This window comes from Lysinibacillus sp. BF-4 (genome assembly GCF_000743635.1).
Taxonomy (GTDB): domain Bacteria; phylum Bacillota; class Bacilli; order Bacillales_A; family Planococcaceae; genus Metalysinibacillus; species Metalysinibacillus saudimassiliensis.
Genome location: NZ_JPUW01000026.1, coordinates 1 through 20,744, shown reverse-complemented (window position 1 = coordinate 20,744; position 20,744 = coordinate 1). Strand labels below are relative to the sequence as shown.

20 protein-coding genes, 2 tRNA genes and 2 pseudogenes are annotated in these 20,744 nt (G+C 40.1%); 20 read left to right on the top strand and 4 right to left on the bottom strand.

The genetic code is table 11. The features are described from left to right. Positions 1-55 precede the first annotated feature (55 nt). The 5 genes from CH76_RS09150 to CH76_RS09130 all read left to right on the top strand — a co-directional run bounded on the left by CH76_RS09150 (position 56) and on the right by CH76_RS09130 (position 4,519). Positions 56-1,675 (top strand): polysaccharide biosynthesis protein, encoded by a 1,620-nt coding sequence (locus CH76_RS09150; protein ID WP_036145262.1) that lies wholly within the window; start codon positions 56-58, stop codon positions 1,673-1,675. A gap of 7 nt (positions 1,676-1,682) precedes the next feature. Beyond that, positions 1,683-3,140, top strand: a complete 1,458-nt coding sequence (mazG, locus tag CH76_RS09145) for a nucleoside triphosphate pyrophosphohydrolase (protein WP_036145260.1) — start codon at positions 1,683-1,685, stop codon at positions 3,138-3,140. Beyond that, positions 3,140-3,430 (top strand): RNA-binding S4 domain-containing protein, encoded by a 291-nt coding sequence (locus CH76_RS09140; protein WP_036145258.1) that lies wholly within the window; start codon positions 3,140-3,142, stop codon positions 3,428-3,430. The genes mazG and CH76_RS09140 overlap by 1 nt, the downstream gene beginning before the upstream one ends. 116 nt (positions 3,431-3,546) lie before the next feature. Then, entirely contained in the window at positions 3,547-3,966 is a 420-nt protein-coding gene (locus CH76_RS09135; protein WP_036145256.1) for a septum formation initiator family protein, read from the top strand. 124 nt (positions 3,967-4,090) lie between these two features. Continuing rightward, positions 4,091-4,519, top strand: coding sequence for a S1 domain-containing RNA-binding protein (locus CH76_RS09130; protein WP_036145254.1), 429 nt, complete (start codon positions 4,091-4,093; stop codon positions 4,517-4,519). A 97-nt stretch (positions 4,520-4,616) separates the two neighbouring features. Here the strand turns inward: CH76_RS09130 and CH76_RS13925 are convergent, their stop codons facing one another. From CH76_RS13925 to CH76_RS09115, 4 genes are all read right to left on the bottom strand, one after another. Further along, positions 4,617-4,787 carry a hypothetical protein gene (locus CH76_RS13925; protein ID WP_161769886.1) on the bottom strand — a complete coding sequence of 57 codons (171 nt, stop codon included), beginning with the start codon at positions 4,785-4,787 and terminating at the stop codon, positions 4,617-4,619. 19 nt (positions 4,788-4,806) lie between these two features. Next, complete coding sequence (locus CH76_RS09125) at positions 4,807-5,049, bottom strand: hypothetical protein (protein ID WP_036145252.1); 243 nt, start codon at positions 5,047-5,049, stop codon at positions 4,807-4,809. Positions 5,050-5,118: 69 nt separating this feature from the next. Next, positions 5,119-5,190: transfer RNA gene (locus tag CH76_RS09120), tRNA-Glu, on the bottom strand. A 5-nt stretch (positions 5,191-5,195) separates the two neighbouring features. Then, positions 5,196-5,272: transfer RNA gene (locus tag CH76_RS09115), tRNA-Met, on the bottom strand. Positions 5,273-5,382: 110 nt separating this feature from the next. Between CH76_RS09115 and tilS the strand changes: the two are divergent. The 15 genes and pseudogenes from tilS to lysS form a co-directional block, all read left to right on the top strand. Continuing rightward, positions 5,383-6,699, top strand: a pseudogene (gene tilS / locus CH76_RS13730) (tRNA lysidine(34) synthetase TilS); the annotation flags it as partial. A gap of 93 nt (positions 6,700-6,792) precedes the next feature. Then, positions 6,793-7,329: pseudogene (gene hpt, locus CH76_RS14285) on the top strand (hypoxanthine phosphoribosyltransferase); the annotation flags it as partial. Between the two features lie 131 nt (positions 7,330-7,460). Then, positions 7,461-9,488, top strand: coding sequence for an ATP-dependent zinc metalloprotease FtsH (ftsH, locus tag CH76_RS09100; protein ID WP_036145250.1), 2,028 nt, complete (start codon positions 7,461-7,463; stop codon positions 9,486-9,488). Between the two features lie 73 nt (positions 9,489-9,561). Then, complete coding sequence (locus CH76_RS09095; protein WP_036145248.1) at positions 9,562-10,332, top strand: type III pantothenate kinase; 771 nt, start codon at positions 9,562-9,564, stop codon at positions 10,330-10,332. Between the two features lie 10 nt (positions 10,333-10,342). After that, positions 10,343-11,218, top strand: coding sequence for an Hsp33 family molecular chaperone HslO (hslO, locus tag CH76_RS09090; RefSeq protein ID WP_036145246.1), 876 nt, complete (start codon positions 10,343-10,345; stop codon positions 11,216-11,218). Beyond that, positions 11,208-12,125, top strand: a complete 918-nt coding sequence (locus CH76_RS09085; RefSeq protein ID WP_036145245.1) for a peptidyl-prolyl cis-trans isomerase — start codon at positions 11,208-11,210, stop codon at positions 12,123-12,125. The genes hslO and CH76_RS09085 overlap by 11 nt, the downstream gene beginning before the upstream one ends. A gap of 132 nt (positions 12,126-12,257) precedes the next feature. Next, a complete protein-coding gene (gene cysK, locus CH76_RS09080) occupies positions 12,258-13,184 on the top strand; it encodes a cysteine synthase A (RefSeq protein WP_036145243.1) in 927 nt (308 codons plus the stop codon). Between the two features lie 103 nt (positions 13,185-13,287). After that, complete coding sequence (locus CH76_RS09075; RefSeq protein WP_036145241.1) at positions 13,288-14,682, top strand: anthranilate synthase component I family protein; 1,395 nt, start codon at positions 13,288-13,290, stop codon at positions 14,680-14,682. After that, positions 14,679-15,254 (top strand): aminodeoxychorismate/anthranilate synthase component II, encoded by a 576-nt coding sequence (pabA, locus tag CH76_RS09070; RefSeq protein ID WP_036145239.1) that lies wholly within the window; start codon positions 14,679-14,681, stop codon positions 15,252-15,254. The genes CH76_RS09075 and pabA overlap by 4 nt, the downstream gene beginning before the upstream one ends. Before the next feature lie 2 nt (positions 15,255-15,256). Further along, complete coding sequence (gene pabC, locus CH76_RS09065) at positions 15,257-16,087, top strand: aminodeoxychorismate lyase (protein ID WP_036145237.1); 831 nt, start codon at positions 15,257-15,259, stop codon at positions 16,085-16,087. Continuing rightward, positions 16,081-16,929, top strand: coding sequence for a dihydropteroate synthase (gene folP / locus CH76_RS09060; protein ID WP_036145235.1), 849 nt, complete (start codon positions 16,081-16,083; stop codon positions 16,927-16,929). The genes pabC and folP overlap by 7 nt, the downstream gene beginning before the upstream one ends. A 2-nt stretch (positions 16,930-16,931) precedes the next feature. After that, a complete protein-coding gene (folB, locus tag CH76_RS09055) occupies positions 16,932-17,297 on the top strand; it encodes a dihydroneopterin aldolase (RefSeq protein WP_036145233.1) in 366 nt (121 codons plus the stop codon). Next, positions 17,294-17,800: a 2-amino-4-hydroxy-6-hydroxymethyldihydropteridine diphosphokinase gene (folK, locus tag CH76_RS09050; RefSeq protein ID WP_036145231.1), complete on the top strand. Its 507-nt coding sequence runs from the start codon at positions 17,294-17,296 to the stop codon at positions 17,798-17,800. The genes folB and folK overlap by 4 nt, the downstream gene beginning before the upstream one ends. A gap of 27 nt (positions 17,801-17,827) precedes the next feature. After that, on the top strand, positions 17,828-18,835 hold the full coding sequence (gene dusB / locus CH76_RS09045; protein WP_036145229.1) for a tRNA dihydrouridine synthase DusB: 1,008 nt from the start codon (positions 17,828-17,830) through the stop codon (positions 18,833-18,835). Positions 18,836-18,962: 127 nt separating this feature from the next. Further along, on the top strand, positions 18,963-20,468 hold the full coding sequence (gene lysS / locus CH76_RS09040; protein WP_200877350.1) for a lysine--tRNA ligase: 1,506 nt from the start codon (positions 18,963-18,965) through the stop codon (positions 20,466-20,468). Positions 20,469-20,744: the final 276 nt, after the last annotated feature.

Sequence of the window (20,744 nt, the reverse complement as noted above, 5' to 3'; positions counted from 1 at the left end):
TAATGAGGTTATGCTATACTATTGGCACTGAATTATGCTAAATAAGGAGCTTTTTATGTCGCAACCATTCGGAATGAAAACCTATATGCGAGGCGCGGCATTATTAACAGTTGCCGCTCTACTTGTTAAAATATTAAGCGCGATTTATCGAGTACCCTTTCAAAACTTAGTTGGTGATGAGGGGTTTTATATTTATCAACAGGTGTATCCGTTTATTGCTGTTTTTGTTGTGTGGACATCAGGTGGCTTTTCAGTCGCCATTTCTAAGTTGTTAGCTGACAATGATACGGAGCCCTCGTTATTTAAGCGAGAGCAACAACGCCGCTTTATTATGCGCGTGGTCTTTTGGTATTTAGTTGCACTTGCTGCAGTATTTTTTATTGCTCTGTATTTTGGGGCAGATAGCTTAGCTAATTTAATGGGTGACCCTGCGTTATCCCCCTTGTTACGCACAGGCTCGTTTATTGTGTGGATAATGCCAGCGTTTGCTGTTGTGAAGGGCGCTTTTCAGTCGAGAGGTTATATGGCACCTATTGCTTATGCACAAGTAGTAGAGCAAGTTGTGCGTGTCGCTATTATTTTAGTAGGTACGGCTATTATTATGAAAACCACAGCCTCGCTTTATAGCGCAGGGCGTGTGGCAGTGTTAGGGACAGTGATTGGCGAAGCGGTAGGTTTTGTGTTGTTAGCTTATTGGTATATGCGCCAATTTTCGCGCACAGCTAAAGGGAAAAATACTAGCGTGTTACCTGTGTTACCTATTATTAAAGAGGTTACATGGTTTAGTTTAAGTGTCAGTATGAGTAGCTTGTTACTTTTGAGTTATCAATTTGTGGATTCCTTTACGATTTATTCACTGCTTGTGGAGAGTGGTGTGGATAACTTACAAGCGAAGGAGTTAAAGGGTGTATTTGACCGCGGGCAACCGCTCGTACAATTAGGTATTGTTATTGCTTCCTCTCTCACATTAGCGATTGTACCGCTCATTGCCCATCAAACTAAAATTCAAGCAGAAGGAGGTCGCTCAGCGCTTCCTTTTATCCAACTCACATATCGCACCGCTTTAATTTTTGGTTCCGCTGCGGCTATTGGCTTGATGGCGGTTATGCCGGATATTAATGTCATGCTATTTAAAACAAATAGTGAATCGGGTGTGTTGGCCTTTTATATGTTACAAATTATTCCTCTATCATTAGTATTAACTTTTACGGGGATTTTACAGGGACTTGAAAAACTAAAAGTACCAGCTTTACTATTAATTTTGGGCTTTATTATTAAGTTAGTTATTAATCAGCTAACCATCGTGCCACTTGGTATAGAAGGAGCAGCTTTAGCAAGTAATATTGGCTTAGCTATTACAGCTTGGCTATTAGTTAAATATAGCAAGCGGTTTATACCGCATTTAGCGGATAGTGTATTTCATCGCCAGCTTATTTCTGCGCTGGTGATGATGTTGCTAGCCGTATTTACAGCGCGTGTGGTTGTAAGTGGTTGGGCGATTGCTTCAGACCGTTTACTGGCAATGGTTAGTGCGCTAATTGCGATCAGTGTTGGCGCTCTTGTTTTTGTTACGCTCATCGCACGCTGGCGTTTGTTATCAGAAAAAGAATGGTTCTTATTGCCATTTGGTCGTCGTATTGCGACGTATCAACTTTGGCTAAATCGAAAAAAGTAGGTGCAAAATGAATACAATTACAATCATAGGATTAGGTGCTGGTGATTTTGAGCAACTGCCTATCGGGATTTATCGTAAATTAAAAGACATTAAGGCGTGTTATGTACGCACATTAGATCACCCCGTTATTGAGGCATTGCAACAAGAGGGTGTAAGTTTTACTTCATTTGATGAAGTTTATATTAAAAACGCTGGCTTTGAGGGTGTATATGAAGAAATTGCGGCTACTTTATTAACGGCTGCTAAGCAAACGGATGTAATTTATGCTGTGCCAGGTCACCCTTTAGTTGCCGAAATGACCGTACAACTATTAATTGAGGCTGAAACACGCGGAGAAACCAAACTGAAAATTGAAGGTGGTCAAAGTTTTCTTGACCCAATTTTTAGCGCATTACGCATTGATCCAATTGAAGGCTTTCAGTTATTAGACGGTACGAGCATGACGATTCACGATGCACAGATGCAACAACATGTACTCATTGCACAAGTGTACGATGCATTTAGTGCTTCAGAAGTGAAACTTAAACTATTAGAGAAGTATGATGCTGAGCATATCGTAACGATTGTTACAGCAGCGGGTTCTTCTGCGGAGCAACTTGTCCAAGTCCCGTTGTATGAACTTGACCACGTTGCCACATTAAACAATCTCACAACATTATATGTACCACCTGTAGTTGATGCACTGCAACGTGCTAAAGAATGGCGTACGTTTAGAGAAGTCATTGCTACATTACGTGGTCCAGATGGCTGTCCTTGGGATAGAGAACAAACACATGAATCACTAAAAAAATATATGTTAGAAGAAGTACACGAATATTTACAGGCTGTGGATGAGCAAGATGACTTTGCGATGACAGAGGAGTTAGGCGACGTACTACTACAAGTGTTCTTAAATGCTCAGATTGGCGAGGACATGGGTTACTTTACGTTAGAGGATGTATTACAAGAGGTAACACAAAAGATGATTAGACGTCATCCTCACGTCTTTGGTGATGCCGAGGCAAATGATGTAGCTGACGTTGCAGCAATTTGGCAAGAGGCCAAGGCTGGTGAAAAGGATGAGCAAGCAAGCTTGTTAGATGAGCAGTACCGCGCAACCTCATCGCTACAAACATCGTATAATTATCAAAAGGCTGTCGCAAAAAATGGCTTTACATGGGATGATGTGAGCGGAGCATGGGCTAAGTTTGAAGAAGAAATGAATGAATTTAAAGTAGAGGCGCAAGCAGGCACGCAGGCAACGCGTGTTGATGAGTTAGGCGATGTACTGTTTACACTCGTTAATATTGCACGTTTTTATGGCGTGACACCTGAAGAGGCAATGGTGCATGCGAACGCGAAGTTTGCGCGTCGTTTTAAGCACGTAGAAACATGTGCACGCGCTAATAATAAAACAATTAAAGAAAGTACAGCTGAGGAGCTTGAGAGCTATTGGCAGTCAGCTAAACAAAAGGAGAGAGTATAATGCGTTTAGATAAATATTTAAAAGTTTCGCGCTTAATTAAGCGTCGTACTTTAGCGAAGGAAGTTGCTGTACAGGGACGTATTACGATTAATGGTAAGGTGGCTAAGCCGGGTACTGTGGTAAAAGAAGGCGATGAGTTACAAATTCGCTTTGGTCAAAAAATTGTAACAGCACGCGTAGAACGCCTTCAGCCAAGTGCTAAAAAAGATGAAGCGGCAGGCATGTTTACGATTTTAAAGGAAGAACGACTTGAACAGGTAGACAGTGCTTTTATTGACGATGAAGAATAGTGAAGTTTATGTGTAAAATTGTATTTTTTTGCCGATAAAAAGCAAAACGTTTTAGTTATATACTTTTTGGGTAAAGTCATTACGTAGAAGTATGTCTAAGATAGGAGGGGGATTAGATGCCACAGCGTAAAAGTAAAACTACGAAAATGCAAAATCCATATATTGAAGAACAAAAACAAATAAAGAAGCAAGATAAAGAAATAAAGAAGCAAGATAAAAAAGATTTTAAAGCGACTGTAGGTCGTCTTATTCGCTACTTTACTATCCCAGCACTTGTGATTATATGGATGGTCTCTACATTATTTAATCAATCTTCTATGATAGATGATAAGCAGGCAATGCTTGATGAGGCAAATGCCAATTTATCTAAAGCAGAAAAACAACAGGAATTATTAAATATGCAGATTACACAATATGAGGATGATGAATATATTGCGAAGATTTTACGCAAGGAATATTTATTGTCTAAAGATGGTGAAATTATATTTGTTATGCCAGAAGATGCACTTGAGGATGAAAATGCTAGCACAAAGTGATTGTTGCTATTGTTGACAGACCCTTATTGTCGGCTATAATGATAGAAGGTAATAGTTAGAAATAAATTGAGTATATGACCCAAACTATTGGGTCTTTGAAAATTTAAGGAGGAGCATTTTTTTTATGTCAATTGAAGTAGGCAGCAAAGTAGAAGGTAAAGTAACAGGAATCACAAATTTTGGCGCGTTTGTTGAACTACCAGGAGGTTCAACAGGTCTCGTACATATCAGTGAAGTTGCTGATAACTATGTAAAAGACATCAACGACCATCTTAAAGTCGGTGACCCAGTAGAGGTCAAAGTGATGAATGTTGAAGCGGACGGTAAAATTGGTTTATCAATTCGTAAAGCGAAGCCTCAAGCGGAACGCCCAGAGCGTCCACAACGTCCTCGCAACAACAATAATCGTTCAAATGATCGTAATAATCGCCCTCAAAAAGAAGACTTCGAGTCTAAAGTGGCTCGCTTCTTAAAAGACAGCGATGAGCGTTTAACAACATTAAAACGTGCAACAGAATCAAAACGCGGTGGCCGTGGAGCAAGACGCGGTTAATTTGCTGGCGCTTTAAGCGTAAAAGAGTGTTTAAATACGTGAGAGTTTCACTTAGGTGAGGCTCTTTTTTTGTACAAAAAAACTAGAGTGTTATCCTCTAGTTTTTGAGCATGCGCTTCACGATTAAAATTAAGGCATAGCAACTAATACCGATACCTATAACGAGTAATAGTAGCTGAATGATAGCTGGCACGGGTAGGTTTAAAGAGATGATAATAATTAGCCAACCCAGTGCGGTAAATAAAAATAAACGTGTTAAAGGATTCATTTTATCTCACCCTTATCAATTAGTCTTCAAATGAAGCCAAGAACTTTCCCCATTCTTCTTCGTTTGTTTTAAGGTGTTTAGCCGCTGCTATTTCTTGCAAAATTTCCTTATGTTGTTTTTTAGTATAGGGACGTAGTGGTCTTTCTACACAAAAATAACATTCAGGGTCAGTACAAGCAGCTTCTAAAAATGTATTACAATAAAGACAAACGTATGCATCATAATCATCATTTCGTATGATAAAGCCTTCACAGTTGTGCATATAAAATTCGCTCCTTTACCATATAAAAAAAGTAGTGATGAAATATTATTTCATCACTACTTTATAAAATGACCCCTACGGGATTCGAACCCGTGTTACCGCCGTGAAAGGGCGGTGTCTTAACCGCTTGACCAAGGGGCCGTTTATGGTGGCGGCAGAGGGGATCGAACCCCCGACCTTACGGGTATGAACCGTACGCTCTAGCCAGCTGAGCTACGCCGCCATTTAAACAACAAATTAAATATTACAATCGAATGCGTATTAAGTCAAGCACAATTTGAAAATATGGTAAAGTAGATACGATAGTGAATAAAAGTTAATAGGAGTAACGCTATGAAGCAACGAATTATTCAACAGATAAAAGCACAATCTCTAATTGAAGCAGATGACCGTCTTGTTCTTGCTGTATCAGGTGGTGTGGACTCTATGGTGATGCTAGATTGCTTACGAAATTTTCCTTGTGAGTCGTTAATTGTTGCGCATGTGGATCATATGCTTAGAGCTGAGGAGTCGGCAGGGGATGCTGCATTAGTAGAAGCCTATTGCAAGCAACATCAATTGCCATTTGTTATGAATGCGATTAATATCCCTCATATTTTAGCAACAAAGGGTGGTAATACACAGGTAGTTTGTCGTCAGCAACGTTATCAATTTTTACGTGAAGTGGCTGATGAGCAACGAGCCACGAAAATTGTAACAGCACATCATGCAGATGATCAATTAGAGAGTTTAATAATGGCCTTGGCACAGGATGCTACAACGCACTCTATGCAAGGAATTAAAGTGAAGCGTGAGATAGCAGGTATGACGATTATTCGTCCACTGCTCACTTTTTCAAAAGAGGTACTGTATACCTACGCTGAAGTAGAGGGCGTGCCTTTTAGGGAGGATGCGAGTAACGCTAGTACACATTATTTACGCAATCGCATCCGTCACCAAGTTGTACCTTTATTACAACGCGAAAATCCAAAAATCACACAAAATATTACCCGATTTACAACTCAACTAGCTGAGGATGAGGTCTATTTACAGCAACAGGCAACGCAGCTTTTTGAAGAAATTGTCCTACGACAAGATGCTAAAAGCTTTTGTATTGAAATTTTGGAATTTAAAAAGAAGCCCGTCGCTTTACAAAGAAGAGTTGTTTTACTACTATTAAGCTATCTTTATGAACATCATCCTGTGGCAAATAGCCAGGCGCTAGTTGCTGATTTACTACAGCTTATGGATACGGAGACGGGTAATAAGCAGTGCAACCTACCTAGAGGCTTTATTGCCTATCGCGCTTACCATATGTTGTATATTCAACAGCAAAATCCAAAAAACTATGAAAAAAATAAGAAACTACAATTTAATGAATGGTTTTATTGTGAAAATGGTGTACGCTTATGTGTAACAATGCCACGTGACATCTCTTATGAAGCAAAAAGGTATTACTTTAATTCGCAAGAGCTTCAGCTACCTTTTTTGATACGTCAACGTTTGCAAGGAGACCGCATGATATTACAAGGAATGAAGGGTTCTAAACGCCTTTCACGCCTTTTTATTGACTGCAAAGTGCCAGCTCACGAGCGAGATAATGTTCCTATATTACTAAGTGGAGATGAGGTAATTGGGGCTTGTGGTGTGAGGATGAGTTATCACTTTTCCGAACAGCGACGAAGTACAGATGATATGATGTTATGTGTAATAAGTAAAGAAGTTGAAGCAAGCGAAAAATTTGAGGAGGAATCACTAATGATTCAAAATGATATTGAGAAAGTAATTATTTCTGAGGAGCAACTAGATGAGCGTGTACGCGAACTAGGCGCTGAACTAACAGAGGAGTACCGCGGCACTTACCCATTAGCAATTGGCGTATTAAAAGGCGCAATGCCGTTTATGACAGACCTAATGAAACGCTTTGACACGTATGTGGAGCTAGACTTTATGGACGTAACAAGCTATGGTAACGCAACAGTTTCTTCTGGGGAAGTAAAAATCCTTAAAGATTTAAACACAAGTGTTGAGGGTCGCGATATTTTAATTATTGAGGATATCATTGATAGTGGTTTAACACTGAGCTATTTAGTCGATTTATTTAAATACCGCAAAGCAAAATCAATTAAAATCGTTACATTATTAGACAAGCCATCTGGTCGTAAGGTAGATTTAAAAGCAGACATCGTAGGTTTTGAAGTACCTGATGGTTTTGTAGTAGGCTATGGTTTAGATTACGCAGAAAAATATCGTAACTTACCTTATATCGGCATTTTAAAACGCGAAGTATATTCATTTTAAGCAGATTGGTGACAACTTAGCCAAAAACGGCTCATAAGTTGTACGTGTCAATGCTTTTCGTTGTATGATGAATTAAGGATATGTTAAGATTTTACTTATAGTTTTTCTGTATGTTTATGAGGAGGCTCGGGATGAATCGAATATTTCGATATACCATTATTTATTTACTAATATTTTTAGTGCTTATGGCTATTTTCGGTACCTTTAAAGGTGATAAACTCGCAACAAACGAATTAGACTACAAGGAATTTATCACACAGCTCGATAAAGGTAACGTAGAAGAAGCAACAATACAGCCTGATAAGTCAGTGTATGTTGTTAAAGGTCAAATGAAAGGTTATGACAAGGACGAAAGTTTCGTAGTAAACTTACCAATCACTAACCAATCATTAATGGACCGCATTGATAAAGCGGTTGAAGAAAATACAAAGATTGCTTATTTACAAGCGCCAGAAACGAGCGGTTGGTTACAATTCCTACTTGGGATTATTCCATTCATCGTTATTATCTTCTTATTCTTCTTCCTATTAAGCCAGTCACAAGGTGGCGGCAATCGTGTAATGAACTTTGGTAAAAGCAAAGCAAAATTATACGATAATGAGAAAAAGAAAGTTCGCTTTACAGATGTAGCGGGCGCAGATGAAGAAAAGCAAGAATTAATTGAAGTTGTAGACTTCTTAAAAGATCACCGTAAATTCACTGAAATTGGTGCGCGTATTCCTAAAGGTATCCTATTAGTAGGTCCTCCAGGTACAGGTAAGACATTACTAGCGCGTGCAGTAGCTGGTGAAGCAGGCGTACCATTCTTCTCAATCTCAGGTTCTGACTTTGTTGAGATGTTCGTGGGTGTTGGTGCATCACGTGTACGTGATTTATTCGAAAACGCGAAGAAAAATGCGCCATGTATCATTTTCATTGATGAAATTGATGCAGTAGGTCGTCAACGTGGTGCTGGTCTTGGTGGAGGTCACGATGAGCGTGAGCAAACACTTAACCAATTACTAGTTGAGATGGATGGTTTCGGAGCAAATGAAGGTATTATTATCATCGCTGCAACTAACCGACCAGATATTTTAGACCCAGCCTTACTTCGTCCAGGTCGTTTTGACCGTCAAATTACAGTAGGTCGCCCAGATGTTAAGGGTCGTGAAGCGGTACTTAAAGTACACGCACGCAACAAACCTTTATCAGACTCAGTAGATTTAGGCGCTATCGCACAGCGTACGCCAGGGTTCTCGGGAGCCGACTTAGAAAACTTATTAAACGAAGCAGCACTTGTAGCAGCGCGTCGTAATAAGAAAAAAATCGATATGTTCGATATTGATGAAGCAACAGACCGTGTCATTGCAGGTCCTGCTAAAACAAGTCGAGTAATTTCGGAAAAAGAACGAAACATTGTAGCTTATCACGAAGCTGGTCACGTTGTTGTTGGTTTAACACTTGATCAAGCCGAAAAAGTACACAAAGTAACGATTGTACCACGTGGTCAAGCTGGTGGTTATGCAGTGATGCTTCCTAAGGAAGATCGTTACTTCATGACAAAACCAGAGCTATTAGATAAAATTGCCGGTTTACTTGGTGGCCGTGTTGCAGAGGATATTATCTTCGGAGAAGTATCAACAGGCGCACATAATGACTTCCAACGTGCAACAGGTATCGCACGCTCAATGGTTACAGAGTATGGTATGAGCGACAAGCTTGGACCAATGCAGTTTGGTTCGGCACAGGGTGGTAATGTGTTCTTAGGACGCGACATTAACTCTGAGCAAAATTACTCAGACTCAATTGCTTATGAGATTGATAAAGAAATGCAAGCAATGATTGTAGAGCAATATGAGCGTACAAAACAAATTCTTACTGAAAAACGTGATTTACTTGAGCTAATTGCCAAAACATTACTTGATGTTGAAACATTAGACGCTCAACAAATCGAAAGTTTACGTGATACAGGTGTATTACCAGAACGTATTGCAGAGCCATCAGTAGTTGAGGAGCCTACAGCTCCAGAAGCAACTAAAATCCATCTTGAAAAAGAAGGAACAGTAGCTATTGATAAGGAAGTCGTTGGGGAGCAAGGTGACCCAACAGCTGCAGATTTACAACGTGACGTTGATACAACAGACCGTTTACAAAAAGGTTTTGACGAAGAACGTAAATAAAGCACGAGAGCATCTTTCATTTGAAAGATGCTCTTCTTTTTGCTGTATGTTATTATTTTGACAGGTGAGGCAAATGAAAGTAGTTATAGATATTGGTAATACCAACTGCAAAATCGCTGTGCATAGTAAAACACAAATCTTGAAGCATTGGCGTATGCAGACAGATGTACGTAAAACGGAAGATGAATACATGGTGCTAGTGCAATCCTTTTTTACTAGTGCAAACATTTCCGTAAATGAAGTAGAAGGTGTTATTATATGCTCAGTGGTGCCACCGATTTTAGCCACGATTGAGCAAATGTGTAAAAAATTATTTCTTGTAACACCACTTGTGGTGGGACCAGGTGTTAAAACAGGGCTTAATATTAAATACGAAAACCCACGAGAGGTTGGCTCTGACCGTATTGTGAATGCGGTTGCCGCACTTGAGGAGCACAAGGGTATGCCACTTATCATTATTGATTTTGGCACAGCAACCACGTATTGTTATTTAAATGAGCGTGGGGATTACTTGGGTGGCGTTATTGCACCAGGTATTTCTATTGCTACTGAGGCACTTTACACACAAGCAGCGCGATTACCGCGCATTGAATTAAAGCGACCCCGTTCGGTTGTAGGTAAAACAACAATCGAGGCCATGCAAGCGGGTGTTTATTATGGCATCATTGGTCAAGTTGAGGGTATCGTGGCACAATTAAAACAACAAGAGACGACAACACCACGTGTTATTGCAACAGGTGGCTTAGCTAATTTAATAGCGTATGATATACCGAGTATTGATATCGTAGACGAGGCTCTAACACTAAAGGGCTTAGCTATAATTTATGAACGCAATCAGAAATGAGGATAATAAAATGAATGATTATTTAGTAAGAGCAGTAGCATTTGATGGTAAGGTACGTGCCTTTGCTGTACGTACAACAGATACAGTGGGCGAGGCGCAAAGACGTCATGCAACATGGCCAGTAGTATCAGCGGCATTAGGTCGTTCAATGACAGCAGGTGTCATGATGGGCGCTATGTTAAAAGGTGAAGAAAAAATCACTGTTAAAATCGAGGGCGATGGTCCAATCGGTCCTATGGTTATTGATAGCAATGCTAAAGGTGAGGTACGTGGTTTTGTAACAAACCCACATGTTCATTTTGATTTAAATGAGCAAGGAAAACTAGACGTACGTGCTGGTGTAGGTACGCAAGGTGCATTAACAGTTGTTAAAGATTTAGGTTTGCGCGATATGTTTAGTGGTCAAACGGCTATTGTTTCAGGCGAGATTGCTGAAGACTTTACGTACTACTTTGCAATGTCAGAACAAGTACCATCTTCAGTAGGCTTAGGTGTATTAGTTAATCCTGATAATACAATTTTAGCGGCAGGTGGCTTTATTATTCAGTTAATGCCAGGTTGTGATGATGAGGTAATTGACCGCATCGAAAAACAGCTTAGCTCTATTGACCCTGTATCAAAAATGATTGAAAAAGGTTTAACACCTGAAGAAATTTTACAAACCGTGTTAGGTGAAGACAATGTTACGATTTTAAGCAAAATGCCTGTTACATTTACTTGCCAATGTTCAAAAGAGCGTTTTAGTGATGCAATTGCTGGTTTAGGAAATGAAGAAATTCAAGCGATGATTGATGAAGATGGTGGTGCGGAGGCACAGTGTCACTTCTGTCTTGAGAAGTATGATTTTACAAAAGAAGAACTAGAAGGATTACTACATGGCGCGTAAACCACTCTCACAGTTACGCGTAAAGGCAAAACCGGCATTACTTATATTTGGCATTTTGCTGTTAGGTAACATATTGTGGTTTATCGCTTGGCTTATACCCAACGGCAATAAAGAGGGCGGCAAGGAAGTAGTAGCAACGATTGATAAAACTGAAATCACAAGGCAAGACTGGATGCTTGAGATGGAGGAGCATTATGGTCGTAACACGCTGCGTGATATGGTTAATGATGTTGTAATGAAAAAAGCAGCGAAGAAATTTAAAATTGATGTAAAGCCTGAAGAGGTTGATTTAGAGCTTGCTTTAATGCGCTCAACACCTGAAGAATTTAGTAATATTTTAAAAAATATGTCCATTGAGCAATTACGTAATAAAGTATATACGGATATTATGCTTAATAAAGTATTAACGAAGGATATTATTATTGATGATAAGGAAGTTGCCTCTTACTATGAGGACAATAAATCCTTATATGAAGTACCAACAAGCTACCGCACTAATTTAATTGTAGTAGATACAAAGGCGAAGGCTGACGCCGCATTAAAAGAGTTAAGTAATGGCTCAGATTTTTCGGTTTTAGCACGTGAACTATCGATTGATGCTAACTCAGCAAATCTAGGTGGCGATATTGGTTTTGTGACGGTGACGCAACAAGGCTTTGACAAAAACTTGGCTAATGCGATTGATGGCATTAAGGAAGGCGAACTTAGTGAGCCTGTTAAAATGGAGGATGGCAACTACGGTATTATGAAAGTTGTCGAAATCATACCAGGGCAATCGTTTACCTTTAAAGAAATGAAAGCACATGTTCAAGTAGAGCTAGCGCTTGAACAACTTACACAATCCGTAGCACCTGAATCATTTTGGGATGAGTTTGATGTGAAATGGTTTTACGGTGAAACAAAATAAAAAATAGGCTAAGACAGCGCGTCTTGGCCTATTTTTTTACTAGGCGATTTGTTGACAGCAAACGGCAATATTGATATGATTGGAAGAATAAAACCAATTGATATACTATGAATTAAAAAAGGAGATAGCACAATGACAAAATTATATAATTCAGTAGCAGAGTTAGTTGGCCACACACCGATCGTAAAATTACAACACGCAACGGCTGAAAATGAAGGTAATGTTTATGTGAAGCTAGAATATTTTAACCCAGGTAGCTCAGTAAAAGACCGTTTAGCATTAGCAATGATTGAAGCAGCAGAGAAGGATGGCACATTAAAAGCAGGTGGCACAATTATTGAGCCAACAAGCGGTAACACAGGTATTGGTTTAGCGATGATTGCGGCAGCTAAAGGTTATAAAGCAATTTTAGTTATGCCAGAGACAATGAGTATGGAGCGTCGTAATTTATTACGCGCGTATGGTGCAGATTTAGTGTTAACACCAGGCCCAGCAGGTATGAAAGGCGCAATCGAAAAAGCTGAAGAACTTGCTAAAGAGCATGGCTACTTCCTACCTCAACAATTTACGAACCCTGCGAATGCAGAGGTACACCGTTTAACAACAGGTCCTGAAATTGTTGAAGCCTTTGACGGCGTAACACTAGATGCCTTTGTAGCAGGTATTGGTACAGGTGGTACGATCACAGGCGCGGGCGAAGTATTAAAAGAAAAATACCCAAACATTGAGATTATTGCTGTGGAGCCAAAAGATTCGCCAGTATTATCTGGAGGCAAGCCAGGCCCTCACAAAATCCAAGGTATTGGTGCAGGTTTTGTACCAGAAGTATTAAATACAAATGTGTACACGTCTATCTTCCAAGTGGAAAACGAAACATCATTTGATGTAGCGCGTCAAACTGCGCGTGAGGAAGGCATTTTATGTGGGATTTCTTCAGGTGCTGCTATCCATGCGGCAATTGAAACAGCAAAACGTTTAGGTAAGGATGCTAACGTATTAGCTATCGTTCCTTCAAACGGTGAGCGTTACTTATCTACACCACTTTACCAATTTGATTAATTTTATCGAGCAGCTGAGGCTGCTCTTTTTTTATGCACAGAAAGTGACAGTGGCGCGACAACACGTTAAGATTAAGGAGATTTGAATTTAGGGGGATTTTTAAGTGAAGCAACTATACGCAACAGCATTTGAGATGACAGAAGATGCGTTTTTTTATAGCTATAAACAACAAGCCTTGCAACAGCAAGCGCATATATTTTTAGAGAGTGGTCGAGATGGTGCAATGCATATTGCTGGCCTTAACCCACTCGCAACCATTCGTGCAACAGAAACAGGTATACATATTGTTTGGCGTGATGGACGTGAAGAAAGCAGAACAGGTGAGTCACTAGCGCTAGTAGAAGCGTTGGTGAATGAGTACCACTGCGAGAAGCGAGAAGATTTACCGTTGTTTCAAGGCGGGGCAATTGGTTTTATTTCTTATGACTATGCACGCGCCATTGAAAAGTTACCGCTTCAAACTGAAAATGATTTACAAACACCTACACTGTATTTTTATTTGTTTGATGAGTGGGCTGTTTATGATAAAGCTACACAGCAAGCGTATGTTATGGCATTAGCGCCACTTACAAATCAGCAAGCGACGTGGGAGCAAGCAGCAATACTTGGTTTACAGACGAGACGCTTTACTAAAGAAGCAGCAAGTGATGTGGTATTAGATGATAGTGATTTACAGGTATCTTTTAGTAAGGAAGATTTTGCGCAGGCAGTGAAGCAAGTACAAGCTTATATTGCGGCGGGTGATGTTTTTCAAGTTAACTTATCTGTACGTCAATCACGCCCATTACAAGTAGCACCAATTATTATGTATGAAGCATTACGTGCGATTAATCCTTCGCCGTATATGGCGTTTATCCAAGCAAAAGACTTTGCGGTAGTATCAGGCTCGCCTGAATTATTAATTGAGCGCAATGACAAAATTGTAGAGACACGCCCTATTGGTGGTACGCGTCCGCGTGGTGTGACAGCAGAGCAAGATGCACAGTATGAGCAAGAGTTACGTGGTGATGTGAAGGAATGTGCTGAGCATGTCATGCTAGTGGATTTAGAGCGTAATGATTTAGGGCGTATCGCAAAATATGGCACAGTTGAAGTAAATGAGCTGATGGTAGTTGAGCGTTACTCTCACGTGATGCACCTTGTTTCGAATGTGCGTGCACAAGTGGCAGAGGATAAAACAAATACAGATGTGTTACGTGCGATGTTCCCTGGAGGTACGATTACAGGTGCACCTAAAGTGCGTACTATGGAAATTATAGAGGAGCTTGAACCTGTACAACGTGGTTTATATACAGGCTCAATTGGTTGGTTAGGCTTTACAGGTGATATGGTATTTAATATTGTCATTCGTACAGCGTATGTAAAAGACGGTATGGCACATATTCAGGCTGGGGCGGGGCTTGTGATTGACTCTAATCCTGAGAGTGAATATGTAGAGTCCTTAAATAAAGCCAAGGCAATGTGGCAAGCAAAAGCAGTAGCGGAGGAACAGCGATGATTTTAATGATAGATAATTATGATTCATTTACTTTTAATTTAGTGCAGTACTTTGGAGAGCTAGGTGCAGAGCTTGTTGTAAAGCGTAACGATGAAATTACAGTAGCTGAAATCGAAAATTTAGCGCCAAGCATGATTGTGATTTCGCCAGGACCTTGCACACCTAATGAGGCGGGCATTAGCTTACAAGTGATCGAACATTTTGCAGGCAAGTTACCGATTTTTGGTGTGTGCTTAGGGCATCAAGCTATTGCTCAAGTATTTGGTGGTGATGTGGTACGTGCAAAACGTTTAATGCATGGTAAAACATCACCTATTGAGCATGTGGATAAGGGTGTGCATAACAATATCCCTTCGCCTTTCAATGTAACACGCTATCACTCACTTATTGTTGAGCCAACAACTTTACCCGACTGCCTAGAGGTAACTGCTTGGACAGCAGAAGGCGAAATTATGGGGCTACGCCATAAAACATTGCCAATTGAAGGGGTACAATATCACCCTGAGTCTATTATGACAGAGCATGGTAAGGCATTACTCCAAAACTTTATTACCACATATGTGGAGGTGTAGGTATGTATTGCTTTATGAACGGTGAGTATATGCCAGCAGAGGAGCTGCGTATTTCACCTTTTGACCACGGATTTTTATATGGGCTTGGCTTTTTCGAAACATTTAGGACTTATGAGGGTAAGCCGTTATTTTTAGAGTTACACTATGCGCGTTTATTAAAATCCCTAGCGACGTATCGTATTACCATGCCTTATACCATGAGTGAAGTGGCAGATATTGTTGTTAAGCTTGTTGAGTTAGCTGGTGGCGTCGATGGTTATTTTCGTTTAAATGTATCAGCTGGTGTGCATGAGGTTGGGTTGCGACCACAGGCATATACTACGCCAACAGTAATTATGTTTGCTAAGCCACTTGCCATTGCTACACCACATACCGAAAAAACAGCGCGCTGGCTTCACACTGTGCGTAACTCACCAGAGCAGGAGGAGCGCTACAAGTCTCATCATTATGGCAATAATGTATTAGCACGCTTTGAGTTACCTTCACTTGCTCAGGAGGAAGGCTTTTTTGTAAATGAAGCAGGGCATATTGTAGAAGGCGTAACTTCTAATATTTTTTGGGTTAAAGATGGTCAAGTGTATACACCATCTCTTGCAACAGGAGCGCTAGGTGGTATTACACGCCAGCTTATTATGAATATCGTGCCAACGATTGAAGGCGAATTTACGAAGCAGGCGCTTGAGCAAGCGGATGAATGTTTTGTTACTAATGCAGTACAAGAGCTTGTACCAATCAAATCACTGGATGGTATTTTATTTGAGGGTGCAACAGGTAGCACTTATCAACAGTTATACACAGCTTATCAACAATTACTGGAGGAACGATTATGTTAGAACATTACCGTAAGCCATTAACGATTAATGGTATTACGCTCGACTATACAAAAGAAACCTTTATTATGGGTATTTTAAATGTTACACCAGATTCCTTTTCTGATGGGGGTAACTATACATCTGTGGCAAAGGCAGTGGCCCAAGCAAAAAAGATGGTAGCAGAGGGTGCAAAAATTATTGATGTTGGTGGTGAGTCAACACGCCCTGGTCATGTGGAAATTTCGGAAGAAGAAGAAATTGCACGTGTAGTGCCTGTTATTGAAGCGTTAGTACGTGAAGTGCATGCTGTTATTTCGATTGATACGTATAAAGCAAATGTTGCTGAAGCGGCAATTAAGGCGGGCGCGCATATGATTAATGATGTATGGGGTGCTAAAGCAGATGCTCGTATGGCGAGTGTAGCCGCTCAGTATAACGTGCCTATTATTTTAATGCATAACCGTGATAATACGGATTACAAATATTTTTGGTTAGAAGTGCATAAGGACTTACAACAAAGTTTAGCTATTGCACGAGCGGCTGGCGTGCCTGATGCCCATATTATTTTAGACCCTGGTATTGGTTTTGGTAAAACAACAGCACAAAATATTAAGATGATGCAGCACCTACCCGATTTAGTGGCAATGGGTTACCCTGTGTTATTAGCTACTTCTCGCAAATCAATGATTGGTAATGTATTAGACTTACCAACCGCAGAGCGCTTAGAAGGAACGATGGCAACAGTTGTTTATGGGATTGATAGAGGTTGCCATATGATGCGCCTACATGATATTGAGCCGATGCGTCGTGCGATGAAGATGACAGATGTATTAGTAGGCAAGCAAACAATTGAGGAGGCATAATAATGGATTATATTAATATTAAAGATATGCAGTTTTATGGTTATCATGGTGTATTAGCGGCAGAAACAGCTATTGGCCAACGTTTTCGTGTATCAGTAAAGCTAGGCTTGGATTTACAGCCCTCTGGTGTGACGGATGATTTAACAAAGACAGTTAACTATGCGGAGGTCTATGCTCTTTGTAAGGAAATTGTTGAGGGTGAGCCCTTTAAATTGATTGAAGCGTTAGCAGAAGGCTTAGCAGCACATATTTTAGCTGATTTTCCGTTAGTAAAAGGGGTAGAAATCGAATTGATTAAACCTGATCCACCAATTGCGGGTCATTATAAGGAAGTTTCGGTACAAATTACACGAGGCGAGATGCGATGAATGATGTATACTTATCTATTGGCACAAACATTGGTGAGCGCGAAGATAACCTGCGCCTAGCATTGCGTCTATTAGCTGAGCAAGTAACGATTGAGACCGTATCGGCTGTTTATGAAACAGCTGCAGTTGGCTTTACAGATCAAGCTGACTTTTTAAATATTGCGGTACATGTTAAAACAGCGCTATCACCGCTAGCTATGCTAGATGTATGCCAAGCAATCGAAAATGAATTAGGTCGTGTACGAACGATACGCTGGGGACCACGCGTCATTGACCTTGACATTTTGCTGTACAATAACGAAAATATGAACACAGAAAGATTAATTTTGCCGCACCCTCGTATGTATGAGCGTGCGTTTGTATTAATCCCACTGTTTGATGTTGTAGCCACGCAGTCTGAGCAATTAACGAAGGCGCGTGACATTGTTATGCAGATGGATGCCAATACTGAGGGCGTTCGTCACGTTTTACAGCAACAAAGTATCCCGTCATGGCTTAAATAAATTGTAATACATTAAGGAGGAACTGAAATGGAACAAAAACCGTTTCAAATTGCCGATATCGTTATGGATAATCGAGTCGTACTAGCCCCAATGGCTGGTATTTGTAACTCAGCCTTTCGCTTAACTGTTAAAGAGTTTGGTGCAGGGCTTGTGTACGCTGAGATGATTAGCGATAAAGGTATTGTTTATAAAAACGAAAAAACACTAGGCATGCTTTATATTGATGAGCGTGAAAACCCACTATCTTTACAAATCTTTGGTGGTGACAAAGCAACATTAGTCGAAGCGGCAAAGTATGTGGATAAAAATACGACAGCCGATATTATTGATATTAATATGGGTTGCCCTGTTAATAAAATTATTAAATGTGAAGCTGGCGCCCGCTTACTACTTGACCCTAATAAAATTTACGAAATGGTTGCAGCTGTAGTTGATGCTGTTGATAAACCTGTTAGTGTTAAAATGCGTATTGGTTGGGATGATGAGCATGTGTATGCAATTGAAAATGCACTAGCAGCAGAACGCGCTGGTGTTTCAGCTTTAGCAATGCATGGTCGTACGCGTGTACAAATGTATGAAGGTAAGGCCAATTGGGATATTTTACGCGATGTAAAAAAGGAGCTTAAAATCCCATTCATCGGTAATGGTGATGTCGAAACACCGCAAGATGCAAAACGTTTACTAGACCACACAGGTGCAGATGCTGTAATGATTGGACGTGCAGCGCTAGGTAACCCATGGATGATGTACCGTACGGTTAAATATTTAGAGACGGGCGAGTTAATGCCAGAGCCAAGCGTGCGCGAAAAAATCGACGTATGTTTACTACACTTTGAGCGCCTAATGCAATTAAAGGGCGAAACAGTAGCAGTACGCGAAATGCGTAAGCATGCTTCATGGTATTTAAAAGGTGTACGCGGTAACGGTAAGGCACGTAATGCAATTAACCAAACCGAAACAGCAGCAGAACTACGCGGTTTACTTAACTCATTAGTAGAAGAGTATGAAATGCGCGAGCAACAAATTATTATCTAAAATGCGGAGTTACTTCTATATAGAAGTAGCTCTTTTTTGTGACGTAATAATAAAAACGTGAACGCTACCCAAAAATTGTGTACAATGAGTACATTATGGACTGCTTGGAGCGGACAAAATAAGAGGAGTGAATTTCGTGTCAAACAATGAAGAATTAAATGATCAGCTACTGGTGAGACGTCAAAAGATGACGACAATTCGCGAAAATGGTTTAGACCCATTTGGCGGACGCTTTGAACGTACCCATTCATCAGAGCAAGTGCGTGAACAATTTGCGGATCAAACAAAAGAACAATTAGAAGAAAACCTACAAGAAGTTATTATCGCAGGTCGTATTATGACGAAGCGTGGTAAAGGTAAAGCAGGATTTGCACATATTCAAGATTTAGCAGGTCAAATTCAAATTTATGTACGTAAAGATGCAGTGGGCGACGATGCCTACGAATTATTCAAACAAGCTGACCTTGGCGACATCGTTGGTGTACGTGGTAATGTCTTCCGTACAAATGTAGGTGAGCTATCTGTTAAAGCAACAGAGTTTACGTTCCTAACTAAAGCATTACGTCCAATGCCTGAGAAGTTCCATGGTTTACAAGATATTGAGCAACGTTACCGTCAACGTTATTTAGATTTAATGACAAATGAGGATAGCAAAGCAACATTTATCCAACGCTCTCAAATCATTCGTTCAATGCGTCGTTATTTAGACAACGCAGGCTTCTTAGAAGTAGAAACACCAATGTTACACACAATTGCAGGTGGCGCAGCGGCCCGTCCGTTTATTACGCACCATAATGCATTAGACATGGAATTATATATGCGTATCGCAATTGAGCTACACTTAAAGCGTTTAATTGTAGGTGGCTTAGAAAAAGTATACGAAATCGGACGTGTCTTCCGTAACGAGGGTGTATCAACACGACATAACCCTGAGTTCACGATGATTGAGTTATATGAAGCATATGCAGATTATGAAGATATTATGAGCCTAACAGAAAACTTAATCGCGCACGTTGCACAAGATGTACTTGGTACAACGGATGTAACATACGGCGAAGATGTTATTCATTTAGGTGTTGGCTGGAAACGTCAACATATGGTTGATGCTGTTAAAGAAGCAACTGGTGTTGATTTCTGGACGCAAATGACAGTTGAAGAGGCAAAAGCTTTAGCAAAAGAGCATAATGTAGAGCTAGCACCATCACATACAGGTGTTGGTCATGTAATTAATGAATTCTTCGAACAAAAAGTAGAAGAAACATTAGTACAACCTACATTTATCTTTGGTCATCCTGTAGAGATTTCACCATTAGCTAAGAAAAACCCAGAAGACGAGCGCTTTACAGATCGCTTTGAGTTATTTATCGTACGTCGTGAGCATGCAAATGCATTCACAGAGTTAAATGACCCAATCGACCAACGCGAACGTTTCATGGCACAGCTCGCTGAAAAAGAAGCGGGTAATGATGAAGCGCATGATATGGATGAAGACTTTGTAGAAGCATTAGAGTACGGTATGCCGCCAACAGGTGGTTTAGGTATTGGTATTGACCGTTTAATTATGTTACTTACTAATTCACCATCAATCCGTGATGTATTATTATTCCCTACAATGCGTCATACAACTAAGTAATACCTTAGAAAACAAGGGGTTATTACGCCCCTTGTTTTTTATTTAATATTATTTAAACAAAACTATTGCAATCAACCAAAATACATGGTAAATTATTAATTGTCTTTACGACACACCAACAAAATAAAACATCAAACAAAGTGTTGACATTGAGTTTGGTAGCGTGGTAAGATATAAAAGTTGTTTCTTCAAAAAAACTTTTTAAAAATAAAGTGTTGACAACGATAGTTGATAAATGCTATACTATAAAAGTTGTTGAAACAAGCAACGCACAAC

Excerpts from the sequence above, each read along its gene's own strand:
- CH76_RS09140 (WP_036145258.1), top strand. The coding sequence starts at position 3,140 with ATGCGTTTAGATAAATATTTAAAAGTTTCGCGCTTAATTAAGCGTCGT.
- hslO (WP_036145246.1), top strand. The coding sequence starts at position 10,343 with ATGAATGATTATTTAGTAAGAGCAGTAGCATTTGATGGTAAGGTACGT.
- CH76_RS13925 (WP_161769886.1), bottom strand. The coding sequence starts at position 4,787 with ATGAATCCTTTAACACGTTTATTTTTATTTACCGCACTGGGTTGGCTA.
- CH76_RS09125 (WP_036145252.1), bottom strand. The coding sequence starts at position 5,049 with ATGCACAACTGTGAAGGCTTTATCATACGAAATGATGATTATGATGCA.
- folK (WP_036145231.1), top strand. The coding sequence starts at position 17,294 with ATGAATGATGTATACTTATCTATTGGCACAAACATTGGTGAGCGCGAA.
- CH76_RS09150 (WP_036145262.1), top strand. The coding sequence starts at position 56 with ATGTCGCAACCATTCGGAATGAAAACCTATATGCGAGGCGCGGCATTA.
- mazG (WP_036145260.1), top strand. The coding sequence starts at position 1,683 with ATGAATACAATTACAATCATAGGATTAGGTGCTGGTGATTTTGAGCAA.
- CH76_RS09085 (WP_036145245.1), top strand. The coding sequence starts at position 11,208 with ATGGCGCGTAAACCACTCTCACAGTTACGCGTAAAGGCAAAACCGGCA.
- dusB (WP_036145229.1), top strand. The coding sequence starts at position 17,828 with ATGGAACAAAAACCGTTTCAAATTGCCGATATCGTTATGGATAATCGA.
- ftsH (WP_036145250.1), top strand. The coding sequence starts at position 7,461 with ATGAATCGAATATTTCGATATACCATTATTTATTTACTAATATTTTTA.
- CH76_RS09095 (WP_036145248.1), top strand. The coding sequence starts at position 9,562 with ATGAAAGTAGTTATAGATATTGGTAATACCAACTGCAAAATCGCTGTG.
- CH76_RS09130 (WP_036145254.1), top strand. The coding sequence starts at position 4,091 with ATGTCAATTGAAGTAGGCAGCAAAGTAGAAGGTAAAGTAACAGGAATC.
- cysK (WP_036145243.1), top strand. The coding sequence starts at position 12,258 with ATGACAAAATTATATAATTCAGTAGCAGAGTTAGTTGGCCACACACCG.
- pabA (WP_036145239.1), top strand. The coding sequence starts at position 14,679 with ATGATTTTAATGATAGATAATTATGATTCATTTACTTTTAATTTAGTG.
- folB (WP_036145233.1), top strand. The coding sequence starts at position 16,932 with ATGGATTATATTAATATTAAAGATATGCAGTTTTATGGTTATCATGGT.
- CH76_RS09135 (WP_036145256.1), top strand. The coding sequence starts at position 3,547 with ATGCCACAGCGTAAAAGTAAAACTACGAAAATGCAAAATCCATATATT.
- folP (WP_036145235.1), top strand. The coding sequence starts at position 16,081 with ATGTTAGAACATTACCGTAAGCCATTAACGATTAATGGTATTACGCTC.
- pabC (WP_036145237.1), top strand. The coding sequence starts at position 15,257 with ATGTATTGCTTTATGAACGGTGAGTATATGCCAGCAGAGGAGCTGCGT.